This is a genomic window from Roseateles sp., assembly GCF_047654785.1.
Taxonomy (GTDB): domain Bacteria; phylum Pseudomonadota; class Gammaproteobacteria; order Burkholderiales; family Burkholderiaceae_C; genus Pelomonas.
In genome coordinates, this window is record NZ_JASGKQ010000003.1 from 386,890 (window position 1) to 405,961 (window position 19,072).

At 73.9% G+C, this 19,072-nt stretch carries 18 protein-coding genes; 14 read left to right on the forward strand and 4 right to left on the reverse strand.

From position 1 onward, the window contains the following. The 7 genes from QM788_RS10870 (at nt 1) to QM788_RS10900 (ending at nt 10,338) form a co-directional block, all read left to right on the forward strand. Nucleotides 1-5,640, forward strand: coding sequence for an Hpt domain-containing protein (locus QM788_RS10870; protein ID WP_415661504.1), 5,640 nt, complete (start codon nt 1-3; stop codon nt 5,638-5,640). A gap of 40 nt (nt 5,641-5,680) precedes the next feature. Further along, entirely contained in the window at nt 5,681-6,259 is a 579-nt protein-coding gene (locus QM788_RS10875) for a YqgE/AlgH family protein (RefSeq protein WP_415661505.1), read from the forward strand. Next, nucleotides 6,256-6,663: a Holliday junction resolvase RuvX gene (ruvX, locus tag QM788_RS10880; RefSeq protein WP_415661506.1), complete on the forward strand. Its 408-nt coding sequence runs from the start codon at nt 6,256-6,258 to the stop codon at nt 6,661-6,663. The genes QM788_RS10875 and ruvX overlap by 4 nt, the downstream gene beginning before the upstream one ends. Next, a complete protein-coding gene (gene pyrR, locus QM788_RS10885; protein ID WP_415661507.1) occupies nt 6,660-7,145 on the forward strand; it encodes a bifunctional pyr operon transcriptional regulator/uracil phosphoribosyltransferase PyrR in 486 nt (161 codons plus the stop codon). Before ruvX ends, pyrR begins: the two co-directional genes overlap by 4 nt. 58 nt (nt 7,146-7,203) lie before the next feature. Then, the gene (locus QM788_RS10890; RefSeq protein WP_415661508.1) at nt 7,204-8,166 is read left to right on the forward strand and encodes an aspartate carbamoyltransferase catalytic subunit; all 963 of its coding nucleotides are present in this window, start codon (nt 7,204-7,206) and stop codon (nt 8,164-8,166) included. A gap of 142 nt (nt 8,167-8,308) precedes the next feature. After that, the gene (locus QM788_RS10895) at nt 8,309-9,610 is read left to right on the forward strand and encodes a dihydroorotase (protein WP_415661509.1); all 1,302 of its coding nucleotides are present in this window, start codon (nt 8,309-8,311) and stop codon (nt 9,608-9,610) included. Then, nucleotides 9,607-10,338, forward strand: coding sequence for a lysophospholipid acyltransferase family protein (locus QM788_RS10900; protein WP_415661510.1), 732 nt, complete (start codon nt 9,607-9,609; stop codon nt 10,336-10,338). The genes QM788_RS10895 and QM788_RS10900 overlap by 4 nt, the downstream gene beginning before the upstream one ends. Here the strand turns inward: QM788_RS10900 and QM788_RS10905 are convergent. Both QM788_RS10905 and gpmA read right to left on the reverse strand, forming a co-directional pair. Continuing rightward, the gene (locus QM788_RS10905; RefSeq protein ID WP_415661511.1) at nt 10,322-11,086 is read right to left on the reverse strand and encodes a hydroxypyruvate isomerase family protein; all 765 of its coding nucleotides are present in this window, start codon (nt 11,084-11,086) and stop codon (nt 10,322-10,324) included. The genes QM788_RS10900 and QM788_RS10905 overlap by 17 nt on opposite strands. Further along, complete coding sequence (gpmA, locus tag QM788_RS10910; protein ID WP_415661512.1) at nt 11,083-11,826, reverse strand: 2,3-diphosphoglycerate-dependent phosphoglycerate mutase; 744 nt, start codon at nt 11,824-11,826, stop codon at nt 11,083-11,085. The genes QM788_RS10905 and gpmA overlap by 4 nt, the downstream gene beginning before the upstream one ends. A gap of 194 nt (nt 11,827-12,020) precedes the next feature. Here gpmA and QM788_RS10915 point away from each other — a divergent pair, with 194 nt between their 5' ends. From QM788_RS10915 to QM788_RS10945, 7 genes are all read left to right on the forward strand, one after another. Beyond that, the gene (locus tag QM788_RS10915; protein ID WP_415661513.1) at nt 12,021-13,226 is read left to right on the forward strand and encodes a hypothetical protein; all 1,206 of its coding nucleotides are present in this window, start codon (nt 12,021-12,023) and stop codon (nt 13,224-13,226) included. A 19-nt stretch (nt 13,227-13,245) separates the two neighbouring features. Then, a complete protein-coding gene (locus tag QM788_RS10920) occupies nt 13,246-13,668 on the forward strand; it encodes a hypothetical protein (protein ID WP_415661514.1) in 423 nt (140 codons plus the stop codon). Between the two features lie 70 nt (nt 13,669-13,738). Further along, nucleotides 13,739-15,253, forward strand: a complete 1,515-nt coding sequence (locus tag QM788_RS10925) for a methyl-accepting chemotaxis protein (RefSeq protein ID WP_415661515.1) — start codon at nt 13,739-13,741, stop codon at nt 15,251-15,253. 51 nt (nt 15,254-15,304) lie between these two features. Continuing rightward, nucleotides 15,305-15,715 carry a rhodanese-like domain-containing protein gene (locus tag QM788_RS10930; protein ID WP_415662976.1) on the forward strand — a complete coding sequence of 137 codons (411 nt, stop codon included), beginning with the start codon at nt 15,305-15,307 and terminating at the stop codon, nt 15,713-15,715. 35 nt (nt 15,716-15,750) lie between these two features. Then, nucleotides 15,751-16,011, forward strand: a complete 261-nt coding sequence (grxC, locus tag QM788_RS10935; RefSeq protein ID WP_415661516.1) for a glutaredoxin 3 — start codon at nt 15,751-15,753, stop codon at nt 16,009-16,011. Between the two features lie 115 nt (nt 16,012-16,126). Then, nucleotides 16,127-16,603 (forward strand): protein-export chaperone SecB, encoded by a 477-nt coding sequence (gene secB, locus QM788_RS10940; RefSeq protein ID WP_415661517.1) that lies wholly within the window; start codon nt 16,127-16,129, stop codon nt 16,601-16,603. A gap of 76 nt (nt 16,604-16,679) precedes the next feature. Further along, nucleotides 16,680-17,678, forward strand: a complete 999-nt coding sequence (locus tag QM788_RS10945; RefSeq protein ID WP_415662977.1) for an NAD(P)H-dependent glycerol-3-phosphate dehydrogenase — start codon at nt 16,680-16,682, stop codon at nt 17,676-17,678. Between the two features lies 1 nt (nt 17,679). Here QM788_RS10945 and QM788_RS10950 read toward each other — a convergent pair whose 3' ends face one another. Continuing rightward, a complete protein-coding gene (locus tag QM788_RS10950; protein WP_415661518.1) occupies nt 17,680-18,150 on the reverse strand; it encodes a tRNA (cytidine(34)-2'-O)-methyltransferase in 471 nt (156 codons plus the stop codon). A gap of 164 nt (nt 18,151-18,314) precedes the next feature. Further along, a complete protein-coding gene (locus QM788_RS10955; RefSeq protein WP_415661519.1) occupies nt 18,315-19,061 on the reverse strand; it encodes a ComF family protein in 747 nt (248 codons plus the stop codon). Nucleotides 19,062-19,072 lie beyond the last annotated feature (11 nt).

The window sequence follows — 19,072 nt, forward strand, 5'->3', positions numbered from 1 at the left end:
ATGGACAGCGCCCTGCGAGACACCGACCTCCCGGCCGACCTCAGCCCCCTCGCCTGGGTGCAGGAGGAGTTGCGCCGGTCGCTGGAGTCGGTACACAAGACCCTGCGCCGCCTCGTGCGCGACGGCGCGGACCCCGCCGCCGGCCACCCCGGCGGCGACGTCCAGGCCAGCGCGCCGCTGCTGCAGGCCGCGGCCCAGCTGCACCAGGTCGGCGGCGTGCTGTCGCTGGTCGGGCTGCCGGCCGGCGCCGCGGTGCTGCGCGCCGCCGAGGCGGCCGTGGAGCACCTGGCCCGCCATCCGCAGGCCGTCGAGGCCGCCGCCGTCGACACCATCGAGCGCGCCGACTTCGCGCTGCTCGCCTACATCGCCCGGCTGCTGGCCGGCGGCAAGACCTCGACGCTGGCCCTCTACCCCGGCTACCGCGAGCTGCAGCAGCTCAACGGCGCCGCGCGCATCCACCCGGCCGACCTGTGGCAGCACGACTGGTCCTGGCGCACCGTGCCGCTGGAGCCCGGCGTGCCGGCCCGCCCGCCCGAGTCCGTGCGCGCGCCGTTCGAGGCCGCGCTGCTGCGCCAGATGCGCGAGCCCGGCCCGGCCCACGCGGCCACGCTGTCCGGCCTGTGCGCCAGCCTCGCCGCCGCGTTGCCGGCCGGCCAGGGCCGCACGCTGTGGCAGCTCGCCGCCGCCGTGTTCGAGGGCCAGGCGCTGAAGCTGCTCGGCAGCGACGCCTACACCAAGCGCCTGGGCTCCCGGCTGCTGCACGAGCTGCGCGTGCTGGGCCGGGCCGAGGTGTCCGAGCGCCTCGCGCAGGACCTGCTGTTCTTCTGCGCGCAATGCCGCATCGCCCAGGGCGCCGGCCCGCGCCTGGCGGCGGTGCACGAGGCCTGGCGCCTGACCGAGGACGAGGCCGGCGACTACGAGGACGCCAGCCTGGGCCGCATCGACCCCGCCTGGGTCGCGCAGGCCCGGCGCCGCGTGCTCGCGGCCAAGGAGAGCTGGTCCAGCGCCGCCGAGGGCGACGAGCACCGGCTCGCCGGCCTGGAGGAGCAGTTCGCGGCGCTGGCCGAATCGCTGGCCCGGCTGTTCCCCAGCGGCGAGGTGCTGGGGCAGACGCTGCAGCGCGCCGTCGTCGCCACGCTGCGCTCGCGCGCGGCGCCGCCGCCGGCCCTGGCGATGGAGGTCGCCACCAGCCTGCTGTACGTCGAGGCCGCGCTGGAAGACGCCGCCTTCGACCAGCCCGAGCAGGCCGACCGCGTGCGCCGCCTGGCGGGCCGCGTCGAGGCCGTGGCCCACGGCCAGCCGGCCGAGCCGCTGGAAGGCTGGATGGAGGACCTGTACCGCCGCGTCTCCGACCGCCAGACCCTGGGCAGCGTCGTGCACGAGCTGCGCGCCAGCCTGTCCGAGATCGAGAGGCAGTGCGACGAGTACTTCCGCAGCCCGACGCAGCGCGAGCTGCTGATCCCGGTGCCGGGCCAGCTGCAGGCCATGCGCGGCGTGCTCGGCGTGCTGGGGCTGGACCAGGCCGCCCACGCCACGCTGCGCATGCGCGACGAGGTGGACGGCCTGGCCAGCACCGAGATCGACTTCGAGCGCCCCGGCGCGCGCGACGTCTTCGAGCGCCTGGCCAACAACCTCGGCGCGCTCGGCTTCCTGATCGACATGCTCAGCGTGCAGCCGGCGCTGGCCAAGCGCATGTTCCGCTTCGACGAGGCCAGCGGCCGGCTGGACGCCGTCATGGGCCGCCGCGAAGGCGCCGTCGAGTTGCCCGACTTCGAGGCCAGCGGCTTCCACCTCGACCCGGAACCCGAGGCCGAGCCGCCCCACGACGCCACGCAGCGGCTGCAGCCGCTGCACCTGGACCTCGCGACGCTGGACCTGCCCGACCTCAGCCTGCCCGAGCTCGCCGCGCCCGCCCCGGCGGCGGACGGCGGCCCCAGCGTCGCCGACGACCCGGAGATGCGCGAGATCTTCCTGGACGAGGCCGGCGAGGTCATCGGCAACGCCCGCGCCGCGCTCGACGCGCTGCGCGAGGCCCCGGCCGACCACGGCGAGCTCACCATCGTGCGCCGCGCCTTCCACACCCTCAAGGGCAGCGCCCGCATGGTGGGCCTGAACGACTTCGGCGAAGCCGCCTGGGCCTGCGAGCAGCTCTACAACGCCCGGCTGGCCGAGCCCGGCCCGCAGGCCGACGCCGCGCTGCAGGGCCTCACCGCCGAGGCGCTGGACCACTTCGCCCGCTGGCGCGAGCAGATCGCCGCCGGCGCCCCGGGCGGCTGCACTTCCGCCCCCGTGCGCCAGGCCGCCGACGCGCTGCGCCTGCACGGGCAGTGGCAGCCCGCCGCGCCGGCCGATGCCGACGCGCTGGCGCCGGACGCGCTGGACGGCCTGGAGATGGTCGAGGTCGTCGAAGCCGCCGCGCCGCCGGACGACGCGCTGCCGGACCTGGCCGGCCTGGACGTCGAGCCGCTGCCCGACTTCGCCGACACGGAAGTCCCGCTGGTCCAGCCGGACGCCTTCGCCGCCGCGCCGGAACCCGGCGGGGCGCCCGGCGAGGCGATGCCGCATCACGCCGCGACGGAGCTGATGCCCTACCACGCCGCCACCGAGCTGCTGCCGCTCGCCGAGACGCCGGCCGACTTCCGGCTGGAGCTGGACCTGGCCGACCCGCCGGCATCGCCCGCCGGGCCCGAGCCGGAGCCCGAGCTTGTGTCGGCCGACCCGGACGAAGGCTTCAAGCACATCGGCCCGCTGCGCATCAGCATCGCGCTGTTCAACATCTTCCTGAACGAGGCCGACGAGCTGTCGCGCAAGCTGTCCATCGCGCTGGCCGAATGGGCCGCCGGGCTGGCGGCCCAGCCCGCGGTGCCGCCGTCCTGCGAGGTGCAGGCCCATGCGCTGGCCGGCAACGCCGGCACGGTCGGCTACGACGACCTGGCCGGCCTGGCCCGCGAGCTGGAGCATGCGCTGGGCCGCGCCGCGCGCGCGGTGCGCTTCCAGGAGGCCGATGCCGAGCTGTTCATCCGCGCCGCCGACGACATCCGCCGGCTGCTGCACCAGTTCGCCGCCGGCTTCCTGAAGCCCAACGACCCCGACGTCCTGGCCCGGCTGCACGCCTACCAGCCCGAGGAAGCGCCGATGACGGCCGCCGCCCCGCTGGACGCGTCCGCCGACGAGCCGGCGGACCCCGATCCGGGCCCGCAGGACGCGATCGAGCCCGAGCTCTTCCCGATCTTCGAGGAGGAAGGCCGCGACCTGCTGCAGGACCTGCACGCCGGGCTGCGCGACTGGCTGGCCGAGCCGGCCGACCTCGGCCGCTCCGGCGCCTGCATGCGCGCGCTGCACACCTTCAAGGGCGGCGCCCGCCTGGCCGGCGCGATGCGCCTGGGCGAGCAGGCGCACCGGCTGGAGTCCGCCATCGAGGCGCTGCTGCAGTCCGGCGGCGCCGACGCGGCCCAGGTGCAGGCGCTGCAGCACGACGGCGACGCGCTGGAGCAGGCCTTCGACGCGCTGGGCCGCAGCCTGGCGCCGCCGCCGCCCGTGCCTGCGCCGGTGCTCGCCCCGGCGCCGGCCCCGGAACCGCCGCCGGCCGCCGTGGCCGAGCCGCCGCCGGAGCCGCAGCCCGAGCCGGTACCGGCACCGTCGCCGTCGCCGTCGCCGTCGCCGTCGCTCGACCTGCCCGCGCCGGCCCCGGACGAGGCCGCGGCGCCCGGCGCCGTCCGCGAGATCGACTGGCGCCGCTTCGCCGGGGCCGCCGAGGTGGCCGCCGGCAGCGAGAACCTGGCGCTCGGCCAGGCCCAGGTGCGGGTGCGCGGCAGCCTGCTGGAGCGCATGGCCACGCAGGCCGGCGAGGTCAGCATCCGGCGCGCGCGCATGGAGTCCGAGCTGGCGCAGATGAAGGGCGGCCTGCTGGACTTGGACGACAACCTGGAGCGTTTGCGCACCCAGCTGCGCGAACTGGAGCTGCAGGCCGAGGCGCAGATGCACACCCAGCAGGAGCTGGCGCAGCAGGGCGGCCGCGAGTTCGACCCGCTGGAGTTCGACCGCTACACCCGCTTCCAGGAGCTGACGCGCATGCTGGCCGAGTCGGTCGGCGACGTGGCCACGCTGCAGCGCGCGCTGACGCGCAGCGTGCAGGCCGGCGAGGACGAGCTGGCCGCGCAGTCGCGGCTGACCCGTGAACTGCAGGACGACCTGCTGCGCACCCGGCTGGTGGAGTTCGATTCCATCGGCGAGCGCATGCACCGCGTGGTGCGCCAGGCGGCGCGCGACGCGGGCAAGCAGGTGCGGCTGGAGATCGCCGGCGGCCAGACCGAGCTGGACCGCTCGGTGCTGGAGCGCACCGCAGGCGCCTTCGAGCACCTGCTGCGCAACAGCGTCGCGCATGGCATCGAGGTGCCCGAGGCGCGCGCGGCCGCTGGCAAGGACGCGGTGGGCACGCTGCGCATCGCCGTCAGCCAGCAGGGCAACGAGGTGCTGCTGGACTTCGCCGACGACGGCGCCGGCCTGGACCTGGCCCGCATCCGCGAGCGCGGCCTGCAGTTGGGTCTGATCGCGCCTGACGCCGAGCCCGACGAGGCGCAGCTCAAGCGCCTGGTGTTCGCGCCCGGCTTCTCGACGGCCAGCCGGGTCACCGAGCTCAGCGGCCGCGGCGTGGGCATGGACGTGGTGCGCGCCGAGGTCGGCACGCTGGGCGGCAGCATCGAGATCGCGTCGACGGCCGGGCAGGGCACCAGCTTCCTGCTGCGCCTGCCGCTGACGACGGCGCTGACGCAGATCGTGCTGCTCAAGAGCGGCGAGCAGGTCGTCGCCGTGCCGGCGGCGCTGATGGCCTCGGTGCAGCGCGTGCCGGTGGAGGCGGTCGAGGCGGCCTATGCCAGCGGCCGGCTGCAGCACGGCGGCGCCGAGCTGCCGTTCTACTGGCTGGGCGGCCTGCTCGGCCAGGCCGGGCGCGGCCACGTGAACGGCCGCCATGCGCCGGTCGTGCTGGTGCGCAGCGCCCAGGCGGCGCTGGCGCTGCACGTGGACGAGGTGGTCGGCAACCAGGAAGTGGTCGTCAAGAACCTCGGCGCGCAGCTCAACCGCGTGCCGGGCCTGGCGGGCATCAGCCTGCTGGCCTCGGGCGAGGTGGCGCTGATCTACAACGTCGTCGCGCTGGCCGACTGGTATGGCGCCGACGCCCGGGCCCGCATGGCGGCCGCCCAGGCGCTGGCCGGGGCGCAGGGGCCGGCCGAGGCGGCGCCGGCCGGCGCGGACGCCGCGCAGGCCCCGCTGGTGCTGGTGGTGGACGACTCGCTGACGGTGCGCCGCGTGACCCAGCGGCTGCTGGAGCGCGTGGGCTACCGCGTGGCGCTGGCCAAGGACGGCCTGGACGCGATGGAGCGGCTGACCGGCGACGAGCTGCCGGCGGTGGTGCTGTCCGACATCGAGATGCCGCGCATGGACGGCTTCGACCTGGTGCGCAACATGCGCGCCGACGCGCGGCTGGCGCGGCTGCCGGTCATCATGATCACGTCGCGCATCGCCCAGAAGCACCGCGACTACGCCGCCCGGCTCGGCGTGGACCACTACCTCGGCAAGCCCTACGACGAGGAGCAGGTGCTGGGCCTGGTGCGCCAGTACGCGCAGGCCGCCGCCGGCTGACCCGGCCGGCGGGTCCATGGCTGCGGAATAAAATGCGCCCATGCCCGCCGACCGGATCGTCCTGACCAACCAGTTCCTCATCGCCATGCCGGGCATGGCCGACGAGGCCTTCGCGGGCACGGTCGTGTACCTGTGCGAGCACAACGACAACGGCGCGCTGGGCCTGGTGGTCAACAAGCCCATGTCGCTGACGCTGGGCACGCTGTTCGAGAAGGTGGAGCTGAGCCCGCCGGCCGATGCGCTGGCCGCCTCGCCGGTGTTCTACGGCGGCCCGGTGCAGACCGACCGCGGCTTCGTGCTGCACGAGCCGCTGGACGCCGAGGGCGGCCACTACAACGCCACGCTGGCCGTGCCCGGCGGCCTGGAGATGACCACCAGCCGCGACGTGCTGGAGGCGCTGTCCAACGGCGCCGGCCCGCGCAAGCTGCTGGTCACGCTGGGCTACAGCGGCTGGGCCGCCGGCCAGCTGGAGGAAGAGATCGGCCGCAACGGCTGGCTGACCGTGGACGCGGCGCCCGAGATCATCTTCGACACGCCGGTGGCGCAGCGCTACGAGCGCGCGCTGGGCCTGCTGGGCATCGATCCGCGCATGCTGAGCGCGGACGCCGGCCACGCATGAGGCCGCACGTGGCCGCCGCCGACCCCGCCCGCCTCCAGTCCTTTCTCGCCTTCGACTTCGGCCTGCGCCGCATCGGCGTGGCCAGCGGCACGCGGCTGCTGGGCGCGGCCGAGCCGCGCGGCACGATCCGCGGCGGCGACTTCGACGCCATCGCCGCCCTGATCGACGCCTGGCGGCCCGACGCGCTGGTGATCGGCGTGCCGCGCCACCCCGACGGCGCGCCGCACGAGATGACGGCCCGGGCGCAGGGCTTCGGCCGGCGGCTCTCGGGCCGCTACCACCTGCCGGTCTTCGAGGTGGACGAGCGCTACACCAGCGTGGAGGCCGAGGCCCAGGGCGCCCGCGACGTGGACGCCGCCGCCGCCGCGCTGATCCTTGAACAGTTTTTCCGGGAACATCCATGAGTGACCTGCTGCTCGATGCCGAGGCCCTGTACCTCGAACTGCGACGCGGCGTGCAGCGCCTGCTGACGCCGGACACCGCCCTGGTGGGCATCTGGAGCGGCGGCGCCTGGCTGGCGGAGCGGCTGGCGGCGGACCTCGGCGTCGCGGCCGGCACCATCTCCAGCGCGCTGCACCGCGACGACTTCGGCTCGCGCGGGCTCGCCAAGGCCGACCACACGACGCTGCCCTTCGACGTGGACGGCCGCGACATCGTGCTCGTCGACGACGTGCTCTACACCGGCCGCACGACGCGCGCCGTCCTCAACGAGCTGTTCGACTTCGGCCGCCCGGCGCTCGTGCAGCTGGCCGTGCTGGTGGACCGCGGCGGGCGCCAGCTGCCCATCGAGCCGGCGTTCTCGGCCGCGCGCGTGGCGCTGGACGCCGGCCGCAACCTGTGCCTGGCGCGCGCCGCGGACGGCCGCTTCAGCTTCGAGGTCAAGTGATGGCCGCCACGTCCACTTCGTCCCCGGCCTGTCTTGGCGGCCCGGCGGGAGCCCTGTGATGCTCAGCAAACGCAACCCCCAGCTCAACAAGCACGGCGAGCTCATCCACCTGCTCTCCGTCGAAGGCCTGCCGCGCGCGGTCATCGAGCAGATCCTGGACACGGCCGGCAGCTTTTTGTCGGTCAACGACCGCGACGTGAAGAAGGTGCCGCTGCTGCGCGGCAAGTCGGTGTTCAACCTGTTCTTCGAGAACAGCACGCGCACCCGCACCACCTTCGAGATCGCCGCCAAGCGCCTGTCCGCCGACGTCATCAACCTCGACATCGCGCGCAGCTCCACCGCCAAGGGCGAGACGCTGCTGGACACGGTGGCCAACCTGAGCGCGATGCATGCCGACATGTTCGTCGTGCGCCACAGTGAGAGCGGCGCGCCGCACCTGATCGCGCAGCACTGCGCGCCGCACGTCCACGTGGTGAACGCGGGCGACGGCCGGCACGCCCATCCGACGCAGGGGTTGCTGGACATGTACACGATCCGGCACTTCAAGCAGGACTTCCGCCAGCTGACGGTGGCCATCGTCGGCGACATCGTGCACTCGCGCGTGGCGCGCTCCGACATCCATGCGCTGAACATCCTCGGCGTGCCCGAGATCCGCGCCGTCGGCCCCAAGACCCTGGTGCCCGGCGACCTGCGCGACATGGGCGTGCGCGTCTGCCACGACATGGCCGAGGGCGTGAGGGACGCCGACGTCGTCATCATGCTGCGCCTGCAGAACGAGCGCATGAACGGCGGCATGCTGCCCAGCAGCGGCGAGTTCTTCAAGCACTTCGGCCTGACGCCGGACAAGCTCGCGCTGGCCAAGCCCGACGCCATCGTCATGCACCCCGGCCCCATCAACCGCGGCGTGGAGATCGCGTCCGAGGTGGCGGACGGCGAGCGCAGCGTGATCCTGCCGCAGGTGACGTTCGGCATCGCGGTGCGCATGGCGGTGATGGCCATCCTGGCGGGGAACGAAGCATGAGGATGGCCCACCCCCGCGGCGCTTCGCGCCACCCCCTCAAGGGGGCACTCCCGGCCGACCGGCCAAGCCGGATCGGCGGGAGTCACTCGATGGGTGGCGGCGCTGCGCGCGCCTCGACCGGTTCTGCACGGGAGTGCTGCAAGTGAAAATTCTGATCAAGAACGGCCGCCTCATCGATCCCGCATCGGGCCTGGACCGTGTCGGCGACCTCGCCATCGCCAACGGCCGCATCGTGCATCTGGGCGATGTGGGCGACTTCCACGCCGACCGCATGGTGGACGCCACCGGCCTGGTCGTCGCGCCCGGCCTCGTGGACCTGTGCGCGCGGCTGCGCGAGCCCGGCCACGAGCACGAGGGCCTGCTGGAGAGCGAACTCGCGGCGGCCGCGGCCGGCGGCGTGACCAGCCTGGTCTGCCCGCCCGACACCGACCCGGTGCTCGACGAGCCCGGCCTGGTCGAGATGCTCAAGTTCCGCGCCCGCAAGCTCAGCCGCTGCCGGCTGTTCCCGCTCGGCGCGCTGACGCGCCAGCTGGCCGGCGGCGCGCTGACCGAGATGGCCGAGCTGACCGAGGCCGGCTGCATCGGCTTCTCGCAGGCCGAGGTGCCGGTCAAGGACACGCTGGTGCTCAGCCGCGCGCTGCAGTACGCGGCCACCTACGGCTACACCGTCTGGCTGCGCCCGCAGGACGCCTGGCTCTCCGGCGGCGTGGCCGCCAGCGGCGCGGTGGCGACGCGGCTGGGCCTGTCCGGCGTGCCGGTCAGCGCCGAGACGGTGGCGCTGCACACGTTGTTCGAGCTGGTGCGCGCCACCGGGGCGCGCGTCCACGTCTGCCGCCTCTCCAGCGCGGCCGGGGTGGCGCTGGTGCGCGCCGCCAAGCGCGAGGGCCTGCCCGTCACGGCCGACGTGTCCATCAACTCGCTGCACCTGAGCGACGTGGACATCGGCTACTTCGACCCGGCCATGCGCCTGACGCCGCCGCTGCGCCAGGGCCGCGACCGCGACGCGCTGCGCGCCGCGCTGGCCGACGGCACGCTGGACGCGCTGGTGTCCGACCACATGCCCGTCACGGCCGACGAGAAGAACGTGCCCTTCGCCGAGGCCACGCCCGGCGCGACCGGGCTGGAGCTGCTGCTGAGCCTGGCGCTGCGCTGGGCGCGCGATGCGCAGCTGCCGCTGCCGCGCGCGCTGGCCGCCGTCACCGCCGGGCCGGTGGGCGTGCTGGGCAGCGCGCTGGGCTCGCTCGCGGCCAGCGCGGGCCGGCTGGTGGAGGGCGGCGTGGCGGACGTCTGCGTGTTCGACGCCGACGCGAGCTGGGCCGTCGCGCCCGAGGCGCTGGCCAGCCAGGGCAAGCACACGCCGTTCGAGTTCTCGCGCAGCGGCTTCGAACTGCCCGCCCGCGTGCGCTGCACGCTGGTGGCGGGCCACCTCGCCTACGAGGCATGAGGCGCCTGGTCGCGGCCGCGCGCCTGGCGCGCCTGGCGCCGCATGTGCTGCACGGCCTGTGGATCGTGCGCACGAAGTTCGGGCGCCTGGCGCCGGCGCAGCGGCACGCGCACATCCAGTGGTGGTCGCGCAAGACGCTGCGCATCCTCGGCATCACGCTGACGGCCTCGGGCGGCGCCCCCCGCCCGGCCGGCCAACTGCTGGTGGCCAACCACGTCTCCTGGCTGGACATCGCCGCCGTGCACGCGGTGCTGCCGCAGGCGCGCTTCGTGTCCAAGGCGGACGTGAAGCACTGGCCCGTGGTGGGCGCGCTGGTCAGCGGCGCGGGCACGCTGTTCATCGAGCGCGCCAGCAAGCGCGACGCGCTGCGCGTGGTGCACCAGACGGCCGAGGCGCTGGCGGCCGGCGACTGCGTGGCCGTCTTCCCGGAAGGCACGACCGGCGCCGGCCCCGAGCTGCTGCCCTTCCACGCCAACCTGCTGCAGGCCGCCGTCGCCACCGGCGCGGCGACGCTGCCCGCCGTGCTGCGCTGGCACGAGCCCGGCGCGCGCTTCAGCCCGGCGGCGCGCTTCATCGGCGAGATGACGCTGGCGCAGAGCCTGTGGCGCATCGCGGCGGCGCGCGGCCTGGGCGTGGACGTGCAGCTGCTGCCCGCGCTGCCGGCCGAGGGCCTGGACCGCCGCGCGCTGGGCGAGGCGCTGCGGGCCGAGATCAGCGCGCGGCTCTGAGCCAGCCCAGCCCGGCCGAGGTGTCGCCGCGCGGCCGGTATTCCAGGCCGATGCGGCCGGGCCAGCCGCTGGAGTCGAGCAGCGCGAACTCGGCGCCGAATTCGCCGGCCTCGGGCTCGTGCCGGCCGGCCACGCCGGCCACCTGCACATGGCCGAGCAGGCCGAGGTCGAGCGCGCGCCCGAGGTGGGTCAGCGACTCGCCTTCCTCGATGCGGCAGTGGTAGAGGTCCAGCTGCAACTGCACGCGCGGCGTGCCGAGCTGGGCCAGCAGCGCCAGCGCCTGGGCCTGGTGGTGCAGGAAATAGCCCGGCATGTCGCGCCGGTTGATGGGCTCGACGGTCAGCGTGACCGTGTCGCCGGCCTGCGCGGCGGCCCAGCCGAGGTTGGCGAGCCAGGTGGCGCGCGCGGCGGGGCCGTCGTCGGTGCAGCCGGACAGCAGGTGCAGGCGCGGCGCGCCCAGCCGCGCGGCGAGGTCCAGGCCGCGCAGCGTCGCGTCGCGGAACTCGGCCTCGCGGCCGGGCAGGGCGGCGAAGCCGCGTTCGCCGGCCGCCCAGTCGCCGGCCGGCGCGTTGATGAGCGCGACGTCCAGGCCGGCCAGCCGCACCGCGAGTGCGGCGGTGTCGTGCAGGTGCGGCTGCTGCAGCTCGACGGCCTGGAAGCCGTCGGCGCGCGCCGCGTCGGCGCGGTCGAGGTAGGGCCGCTGCGCGTACAGCCAGTCGAGGTTGGCGGCGAAGCGGCGCGGGATCAAGCCTTGCCTTGGTTGGCGACGGCCGCGGCGGCCCGGGCGGCGGCTTCGGGGTCGCCGAGGTAGTGGCTCTTGATGGGCTTGAGGTCGGCGTCCAGCTCGTAGACCAGCGGGATGCCGTTGGGGATGTTGACGCCGACGATGGCGTCGTCGGCGATGCCGTCCAGGTACTTCACCAGCGCGCGGATGCTGTTGCCGTGCGCGGCGATGACGACGCGCTGGCCGGACCGGATGGCCGGCGCGACGGTGTCGTTCCAGAACGGCAGCACGCGGGCGACGGTGTCCTTCAGGCATTCGGTCAGCGGCACGTCGCCGTCCTTCAGCCCGGCGTAGCGGCGGTCGCCGCGCTCGCTGCGCGGGTCGCCGACTTCCAACGCGGGCGGCGGCGTGTCGTAGCTGCGGCGCCAGATCAGCACCTGCTCGTCGCCGTACTGCTTGGCCATGTCGGCCTTGTTCAGGCCCTGCAGCGCGCCGTAGTGGCGCTCGTTGAGGCGCCAGTCGTGGCGCACCGGCAGCCAGGTGCGGTCCATCTGGTCCAGGCAGTGCCACAGCGTCCAGACGGCGCGCTTGAGCACGGAGGTGTAGGCGAGGTCGAAGTCGTAGCCGGCCTCCTTCAGCAGCCGGCCGGCCTGCTGGGCCTGCGCGACGCCGGTGGGTGTCAGGTCCACGTCGGTCCAGCCGGTGAAGCGGTTTTCCAGGTTCCAGGTCGATTCGCCGTGGCGGATGAGGACGAGCTTGTGCATGGCCAGTGGTGTTGCAAAAACGGTTCGAAATTGTAGGGAGCGCCGCGGGCCCGGCGCGGGAGTCGGGTTCGACCGTGAATGACTGCGCGTTCGCCATTCGGCGAGGTGCGCCGGCGCGGAGGCCGCGCCCTAAGATTTTTTCGTCCGGCTGCGGTGCCCGCGGCCGGCTCGTCGAATCTCTTGCTGGAGCCCCCATGAAACTGTCCCCCCGCCAATGCGCGCTGTCCGCGCTGATGGTCTGCATGTTCGGCGGCAGCGCCCAGGCCGCCGAGGAGCCGGGCATGTTCTCGCTGTCGGGCTTCGCGACGCTGGGCCTGGTCAAGACCGACACGGACGACGCCCAATTCGTCATCACCGGCCAGCGGCGCGGCGCCACGAAGCAGGTCAGCGGCGAGGTGGACAGCAAGCTCGGCGTGCAACTGGGCGCGAAGTTCAGCCCGGTGTTCTCGGCCACCGCGCAGGTGCTGACGCGCCAGACCGGCGACGGCGACTACACGCCCGGCGTGGAGTGGGCCTTCGCCAAGGCGCAGCTGACGCCCGCGCTGTCGCTGCGCCTGGGCCGCATGGGCCTGCCGTTCTTCGCGGTGTCGGACTTCCGCGCGGTCGGCTTCGCCAACACCACGCTGCGCCCGGCGCCCGACGTCTACGGCCAGGTGCCGGTGAGCCATTTCGACGGCGCCGACGCGACCTGGCAGGCCGGCACGGGCCTGGGCACGGTCACCGCCCAGCTGTTCGGCGGGCAGTCCAAGGACACCGTCGGCCGCGTCGAGGTCGAGATGAAGAAGATGGTGGGTTTCAATGCCACGCTGGAGCTGGACAACGGCCTGAGCCTGCGCGTGGGCCATGTGGCGGGCCGGATCACCGTCCATTCCACCCCGCTGAACACGCTGGTGGCGACGCTGCGCGCGACGCCTTTCGCCAGCGTCGGCGACCAGCTCGACGCCAACAGCCGCAAGGCCAGCTTCAGCGGCCTGGGCCTGACCTGGGACGAGGGCGACTGGCTGCTCAACGCCGAGTACACCCAGCGCCGCACCGAGAGCTACATCGCCGACACCGACGGCTGGTACCTGACCGCCGGCCGCCGCTTCGGCACCTGGACGCCGTATGCCACCGTCTCGCAGGTGCGCACCGTGGACAGCAACGTCAACAACACCGTCCAGCCGCTGACGCCCGGCCTGGCCCAGCTCAGGGCGCTGGTGGACGGCGCGCTGGCCGGCCAGCACCTGGGGCAGAAGACCCTGGCCGTCGGCGCCCGCTGGGACTTCTACCGCAACTTCGCGCTCAAGGGCCAGTTCGAGCGCATCCGCCTGAACGGCAACGGCTTCTTCACGCAGGCCAAGCCCGGCTTCGCCAACAGCTCGGTGAACGTGCTGAGCGTGGCCGTCGACACCGTGTTCTGAGCCCAGGAGACCGAACGCCATGAGCAGCATCCGCACCCTCGCCGCCGCCGCGCTCCTGTGCGCCGCCGGCGCCGCGCAGGCCCAGGTGGCCGTCATCGTCAACCCGAAGAACGCGGCCGCCACGCTGACGGCCGACCAGGTCGCCGGCGTCTTCCTGGGCAAGACCCGCACGCTGCCCGGCGGCGGCGCGGCGACGCCGGTGGACCAGGCCGAGTCGGCCGCCATCCGCGAGCAGTTCTACGCCAAGGTCACCGGCAAGCAGTCGGCCCAGGTCAAGGCCGCGTGGTCGCGCCTGGTGTTCTCGGGCAAGGGCACGCCGCCCAAGGAGCTGGCCAGCTCGGCGGAGGTGAAGAAGTTCGTCGCCGCCAATCCCGACGCCATCGGCTATATCGAGAAATCTGCCGTGGATGGCAGCGTCAAGGCGGTGCTGACCGTGGATTGAAAGGCGGCCGGCGGTCCATGATGAAGCGCGCCGCAGCCGCGGCGCGTTTTTGTTGCCCAGGAGACAGCGAATGAATGTGAAGACCCGGATCTGGCTGCTGCCGGCGCTGGCGGCGGCGATCTTTGCCGTCGGCATCGCCGCCGTGCTGTTCTTTTCTTCGCGGACCTCCGACGCGATCCGCGCCGTGGGCCAGGTGGACTACCCCTTCGTGGACACCACCACCCAGTTCTCCACCCAGCTCGAAGCGCTGGGCGCCACGATCCAGAGCGCCGTCGCCGAGGGCGAGTGGAAGCGCCTGGACGAAGCCAACGAGCGCGCGGCCGGCCTGCGCAAGCTCATCGCCGGCATCGAGGCGATCGCCGGCAAGGCCGACACCGGCGCACGGCTGAAGAAGGACTTCGAGACCTACTACGCCGCGTCCGTCGAGACGGCTGAACTCTTCCTGGGCAAGCGGCAGGGCGACCAGGCCGCTGCGGTCACGAAGATGCAGGCCGCGCTGCAGGCGCTGGAGGGCGAACTGAAGGCCGCCCGCGCCGAGGCCGCGCAGGGCTTCGACGCCGGGCTGGAGCGGGCGCAGGCCGGCGTTTCGTCCAGCCTCTGGGCCATCGTCATCAGCGGCGTGGTGGTGGTGCTGTGCCTGGGCGGCGGCTCCTTCCTGATCATCGGCGGCGTGTGGCGCCAGCTCGGCGGCGAGCCCGAGTACGCCCGCGACGTGATGCGCCAGATGGCCGACGGCGACCTGTCTCAGGACATCCGGGTCGCGCCCGGCGCCGAGCAGAGCCTGCTGGCGGCGGTGCGCGACATGTCGCGCGGCCTGTCGGCCATCGTCGCCAACGTGCGCACCGGCACCGACTCCATGACCGTCGCCTCGCGCGAGATCGCCGCCGGCAACCAGGACCTGTCCGAGCGCACCGAGAAGCAGGCCGGCTCGCTGGAGCAGACCGCCGGCAACATGCAGGGGCTGACCGACACCGTGCGCCAGAGCGCCGACGCCGCGGCCCAGGCCAACCAGCTGGCCGGCTCGGCCGCCGCCGTGGCGCGCAAGGGCGGCGAGGTGGTCGGCCAGGTGGTCGCGACGATGGACGAGATCAACGCCAGCTCGCAGAAGATCGCCGACATCATCGGTGTCATCGACGGCATCGCCTTCCAGACCAACATCCTGGCGCTGAACGCCGCCGTCGAGGCGGCACGTGCGGGCGAGCAGGGCCGCGGCTTCGCGGTGGTGGCCGGCGAGGTGCGCTCGCTGGCCGGCCGCAGCGCCGACGCGGCGCGCGAGATCAAGGGCCTGATCGGCGCCAGCGTCGACCGCGTGGCCTCCGGCTCGCGCCTGGTGCAGGACGCCGGCGCCACCATGACCGAGATCGTCGCCAGCGTGCAGCGCGTCTCCGACATCATCAGCGAGATCACCGCCGCGTCGGTCGAGCAGAGCCAGGGCATCGGCCAGGTCAACCAGTCGGTCATGCAGCTGGACCAGATGACCCAGCAGAACGCCGCGCTCGTGGAGCAGGCCGCAGCGGCGGCCAGCAGCCTGGAGCAGCAGGCCGTGAACCTGCAGCAGGCGGTGGCGACGTTCAAGCTCATGTGACGACCCTCGCCGATAATCGCCGGCTTGTCCGCAAGCCTTGACGGTGAACGTTTGAACTTCCTGATCGAAAACTGGTTCCTGGTCGCCGCCGCGCTGCTCTCCGGCGGCATGCTGCTGTGGCCGCTGCTGCAGGCCGGCGGCCGCGGCGCGTCCGTCAGCAGCGCCGAAGCGGTGCAGCTCATCAACCGCGAGAAGGGCGTGCTGATCGACGTCAGCGAGCCCGAGGAATTCGCCAAGGGCCGCCCGGTCGGCGCGCGCAACGTGCCGTTCGGCCAGTTGGAGGGCCACAAGTCCCTGCCCAGCAACAAGGCCCTGCCGCTGGTGGTGGTGTGCCCGACCGGCGCGCGCGCCAGCCGCGCCGCGGGCATGCTGCGCAAGCTGGGCTACGAGAAGGCCCAGGTGCTGGCAGGCGGCCTCAAGGCCTGGCAGGAGGCCAACCTGCCGGTGGAAAAGTCCGCCTGAGGCGGCCGCCCTTCCCGCTGCCAAGGAGAACCGCGATGACCCCCGTGAAGATGTACACCACCCAGGTCTGCCCGTACTGCATCCGCGCCAAGGCGTTGCTGAAGCAGCGCGGCGTGGAGCAGCTGGAGGAGGTCCGCGTGGACCTGAACCCCGCCGAGCGCGACGCGATGGTCCAGAAGACCGGCCGCCGCACGGTGCCGCAGATCTTCATCGGCGACACCCACGTCGGCGGCTGCGACGACCTGATCGCGCTGGACCAGCGCGGCGAATTGCTGCCCCTGCTCCAGGGGGGGTGAGGCCGGGCCTGCGGGCAAGCCCGGCCGGCCGGCCGCGAGGCCTCGCCCATAATCCGCACACCGCCCGCAGCGCCGCCTGCGGGCTTTTGTTTGACGCTCCCCTCGAAAGAAGCCCATGGCCGACGAAATCGAATCCGCTGCCGCCGAAGGCACGCCCGTGTTCCAGATCCAGCGCATGTACCTGAAGGACCTGTCGCTGGAACAGCCCAACGCGCCGCACATCCTGCTGGAGCAGTCGCAGCCGCAGGTCGACATCAACCTGACGCTGTCGGCCGAGGCCGTCACCGACGGCATCTTCGAGGTCTGCGTCACCGCCACGGTCAACACCAAGGTCGGCGACAAGACGCTGTTCCTGGTGGAGGCCAAGCAGGCCGGCATCTTCGAGATCCGCCACGTGCCGCAGGAGCAGCTCGACGGCATCCTGGGCATCGTCTGCCCGCAGATGGTCTACCCCTACCTGCGCGCGATCGTCTCCGACGTCTGCACCCGCGCCGGCTTCCCGCCGGTGCTGCTGACGGAAGTGAACTTCCAGGCCATGTTCGAGGCCCAGCAGGCGCAGCGCGCCGCCCAGGGCGGCCAGTCGCTCAACTGAGGCTGCCCCGCCGCCGCGAAGACGCCCCGCCTGAGCGGGGCGTTTTTCATGGGGGACACTTGCGCGCATGACGACGATGAAGATCAGCGTGCTGGGGGCCGGCGCCTGGGGCACCGCGCTGGCCATCCAGGCCGCCAACGCCGGGCATGAGGTGTGCCTGTGGGCGCGCGACGCCGCCGCCGTCGCGCAGATGCGCGCCAGCCGGCGCAACGCGGCCTACCTGCCCGACAGCCCGCTGCCCGCGCCGCTGGCGCTCACCGCCGACCGGGGCGGCGCCGTCGCCCACGCGGCCGGCGGGCTCACCATCGTCGCCACGCCCATGTCCGGCCTGCGCGAGACGCTGGCGGCACTGCCCGCCACGCAGCGCGTGCTGTGGCTGTGCAAGGGCTTCGAGGCCGGCACCGGGCGGCTGGGCCACGAGATCGCGCGCGAGCTGCAGCCGGCCATGGCGGTGGGCGTGCTGTCCGGCCCGAGCTTCGCGCAGGAGGTGGCCGCCGGCCGCCCGACCGCGCTGGTGGCGGCCAGCGAGGACGCCGCGCTGGCGCGGGACGCGGTGCAGGCCTTCCACGGCGAGCGGCTGCGCGTCTACACCGCCAACGACCCGGTGGGCGTGGAGGTGGGCGGCGCGGTCAAGAACGTGATGGCCATCGCGGTGGGCGTGTGCGACGGCCTCAGCGCGTCCGCGCCCGACGCGCCGGGCCTGAACGCGCGCGCGGCGCTCATCACCCGGGGCCTGGCCGAGATGCTGCGGCTGGGCACGGCGCTGGGCGCGCGGCCGGAGACCTTCATGGGCCTGTCCGGCCTGGGCGACCTGGTGCTGACGGCGACGGGCGACCTGTCGCGCAACCGCCGCGTCGGCCTGATGCTGGCGCAGGGGCTGGCGCTGCCGCAGATCCTCGCCGCGCTGGGCCACGTGGCCGAGGGCGTCTACAGCGCGCCCACCGTGCTGGCGCGCGCGCGCGCGGCGGGCGTGGAGATGCCGATCACCGAGGCCATGGTCGCGCTGCTGGAGGGCCGGCTGCGGGCCGGCGAGGCGGTCGAGCGGCTGATGGCGCGCGACGCCCGGGCCGAGTAGCTCAGCCGCCTTCGGCGTAGCCGTTCTGCCGCCAGGCCTCGAAGACGGCCACGGCCACGCTGTTGCTGAGGTTCAGGCTGCGCTGGCCCGCGCGCATCGGCAGCCGCACGCGTTGCGCGGCCGGGAAGCCCTCGCGCAGCGCGGGCGGCAGGCCGGCGGTCTCGCTGCCGAACACCAGCCAGTCGCCCGGCCGCCAGGCGACGTCGCCGAACGGCCGGCTGCCGCGCGTGGTGAACGCGAACATCCGGGCCGGGTCGGGCGCCTCGGCGGCCAGGAAGTCGGCCCAGCCGGCATGGCGCCGCACGCGGGCGTGCTCGTGGTAGTCCAGCCCGGCGCGCTGCAGCAGCTTGTCCTCCATCGAGAAGCCGAGCGGCTCGATCAGGTGCAGCGCGCATCCGGTGTTGGCGGCGAGCCGGATCACATTGCCCGTGTTGGGTGGGATCTCGGGGTGGACCAGGACGATGTTGAACATGGGGCCGAAGTATCCGCGCGGCGCATCGCGGGCCGGGCGCCGGGCCGCCCCAAGCCGGCCCGCCGGGCGATGTGCGAGCGGGGCAGGCCCCGCGAGCATCGCCGTCCCCTCGGGGGACCGGCCAGGGCCGCCCGCGTCCAGCGGTGCGGGCCTGGCCGAGGGGCTCAGTCAGCCGGCGTCCGCGCAATGACCCAGGCCTGCACGCTCATCACGCCCGCGTCCAGCAGCACCCGCGCCAGCTCGAACAGCGTGGTGCCGCTGGTCATCACGTCGTCCAGCAGCGCGACGCGGGTGCCGCGCAGCTGCGCCGCGCGCAGCGGCTCGACCGCGAACACGCCGCGCACATTGGCCGCGCGGGCGTCCAGCTTGAGCCCGGCCTGCGGGGCGTTGTGGCGCACGCGCAGCAGCAGGCCGGGGTCGCAGCGCAGGCCGCGGCGCCGCGCCAGCGCCCGGGCCAGCTCGTGCGACTGGTTGTAGCCGCGCTCGCGCAGCCGCTCGGCGGACAGCGGCACCGCGAGCAGCCAGTCCGGCTCCGGCGCGCCGGCCGCGTCGAGCGCCGAGGCCAGCCGCTCCAGCAGGCTTTCGCGCAGGTCCAGCGCCTGGCGGTACTTGAACTGCTGCAGCAGGCCGTCCCAGGGGAAGCGGTAGTCCACGGCGGCGACGGCGCGGTCCAGCGGCGGCGGGTCCGCCAGGCAGCGGCCGCACTGCGGGCGGGCGTGGCCGGTCAGGCCGGGCGGCAGCTTCGCGGCGCAGGTCCAGCAGCGCGGCTGCGGGCGGGCGTACAGGTCCAGGCAGCCGGCGCAGACGGTGCGGTCGCTCCAGGCCCGGCAGACCGCGCACTGGCCGGCGCAGCGCATCAGCACCTTGCCGATCAGCGCAGGCCGGGGTGCGGTGGGCGGCTGCCGGGACATGGCCTCAATAT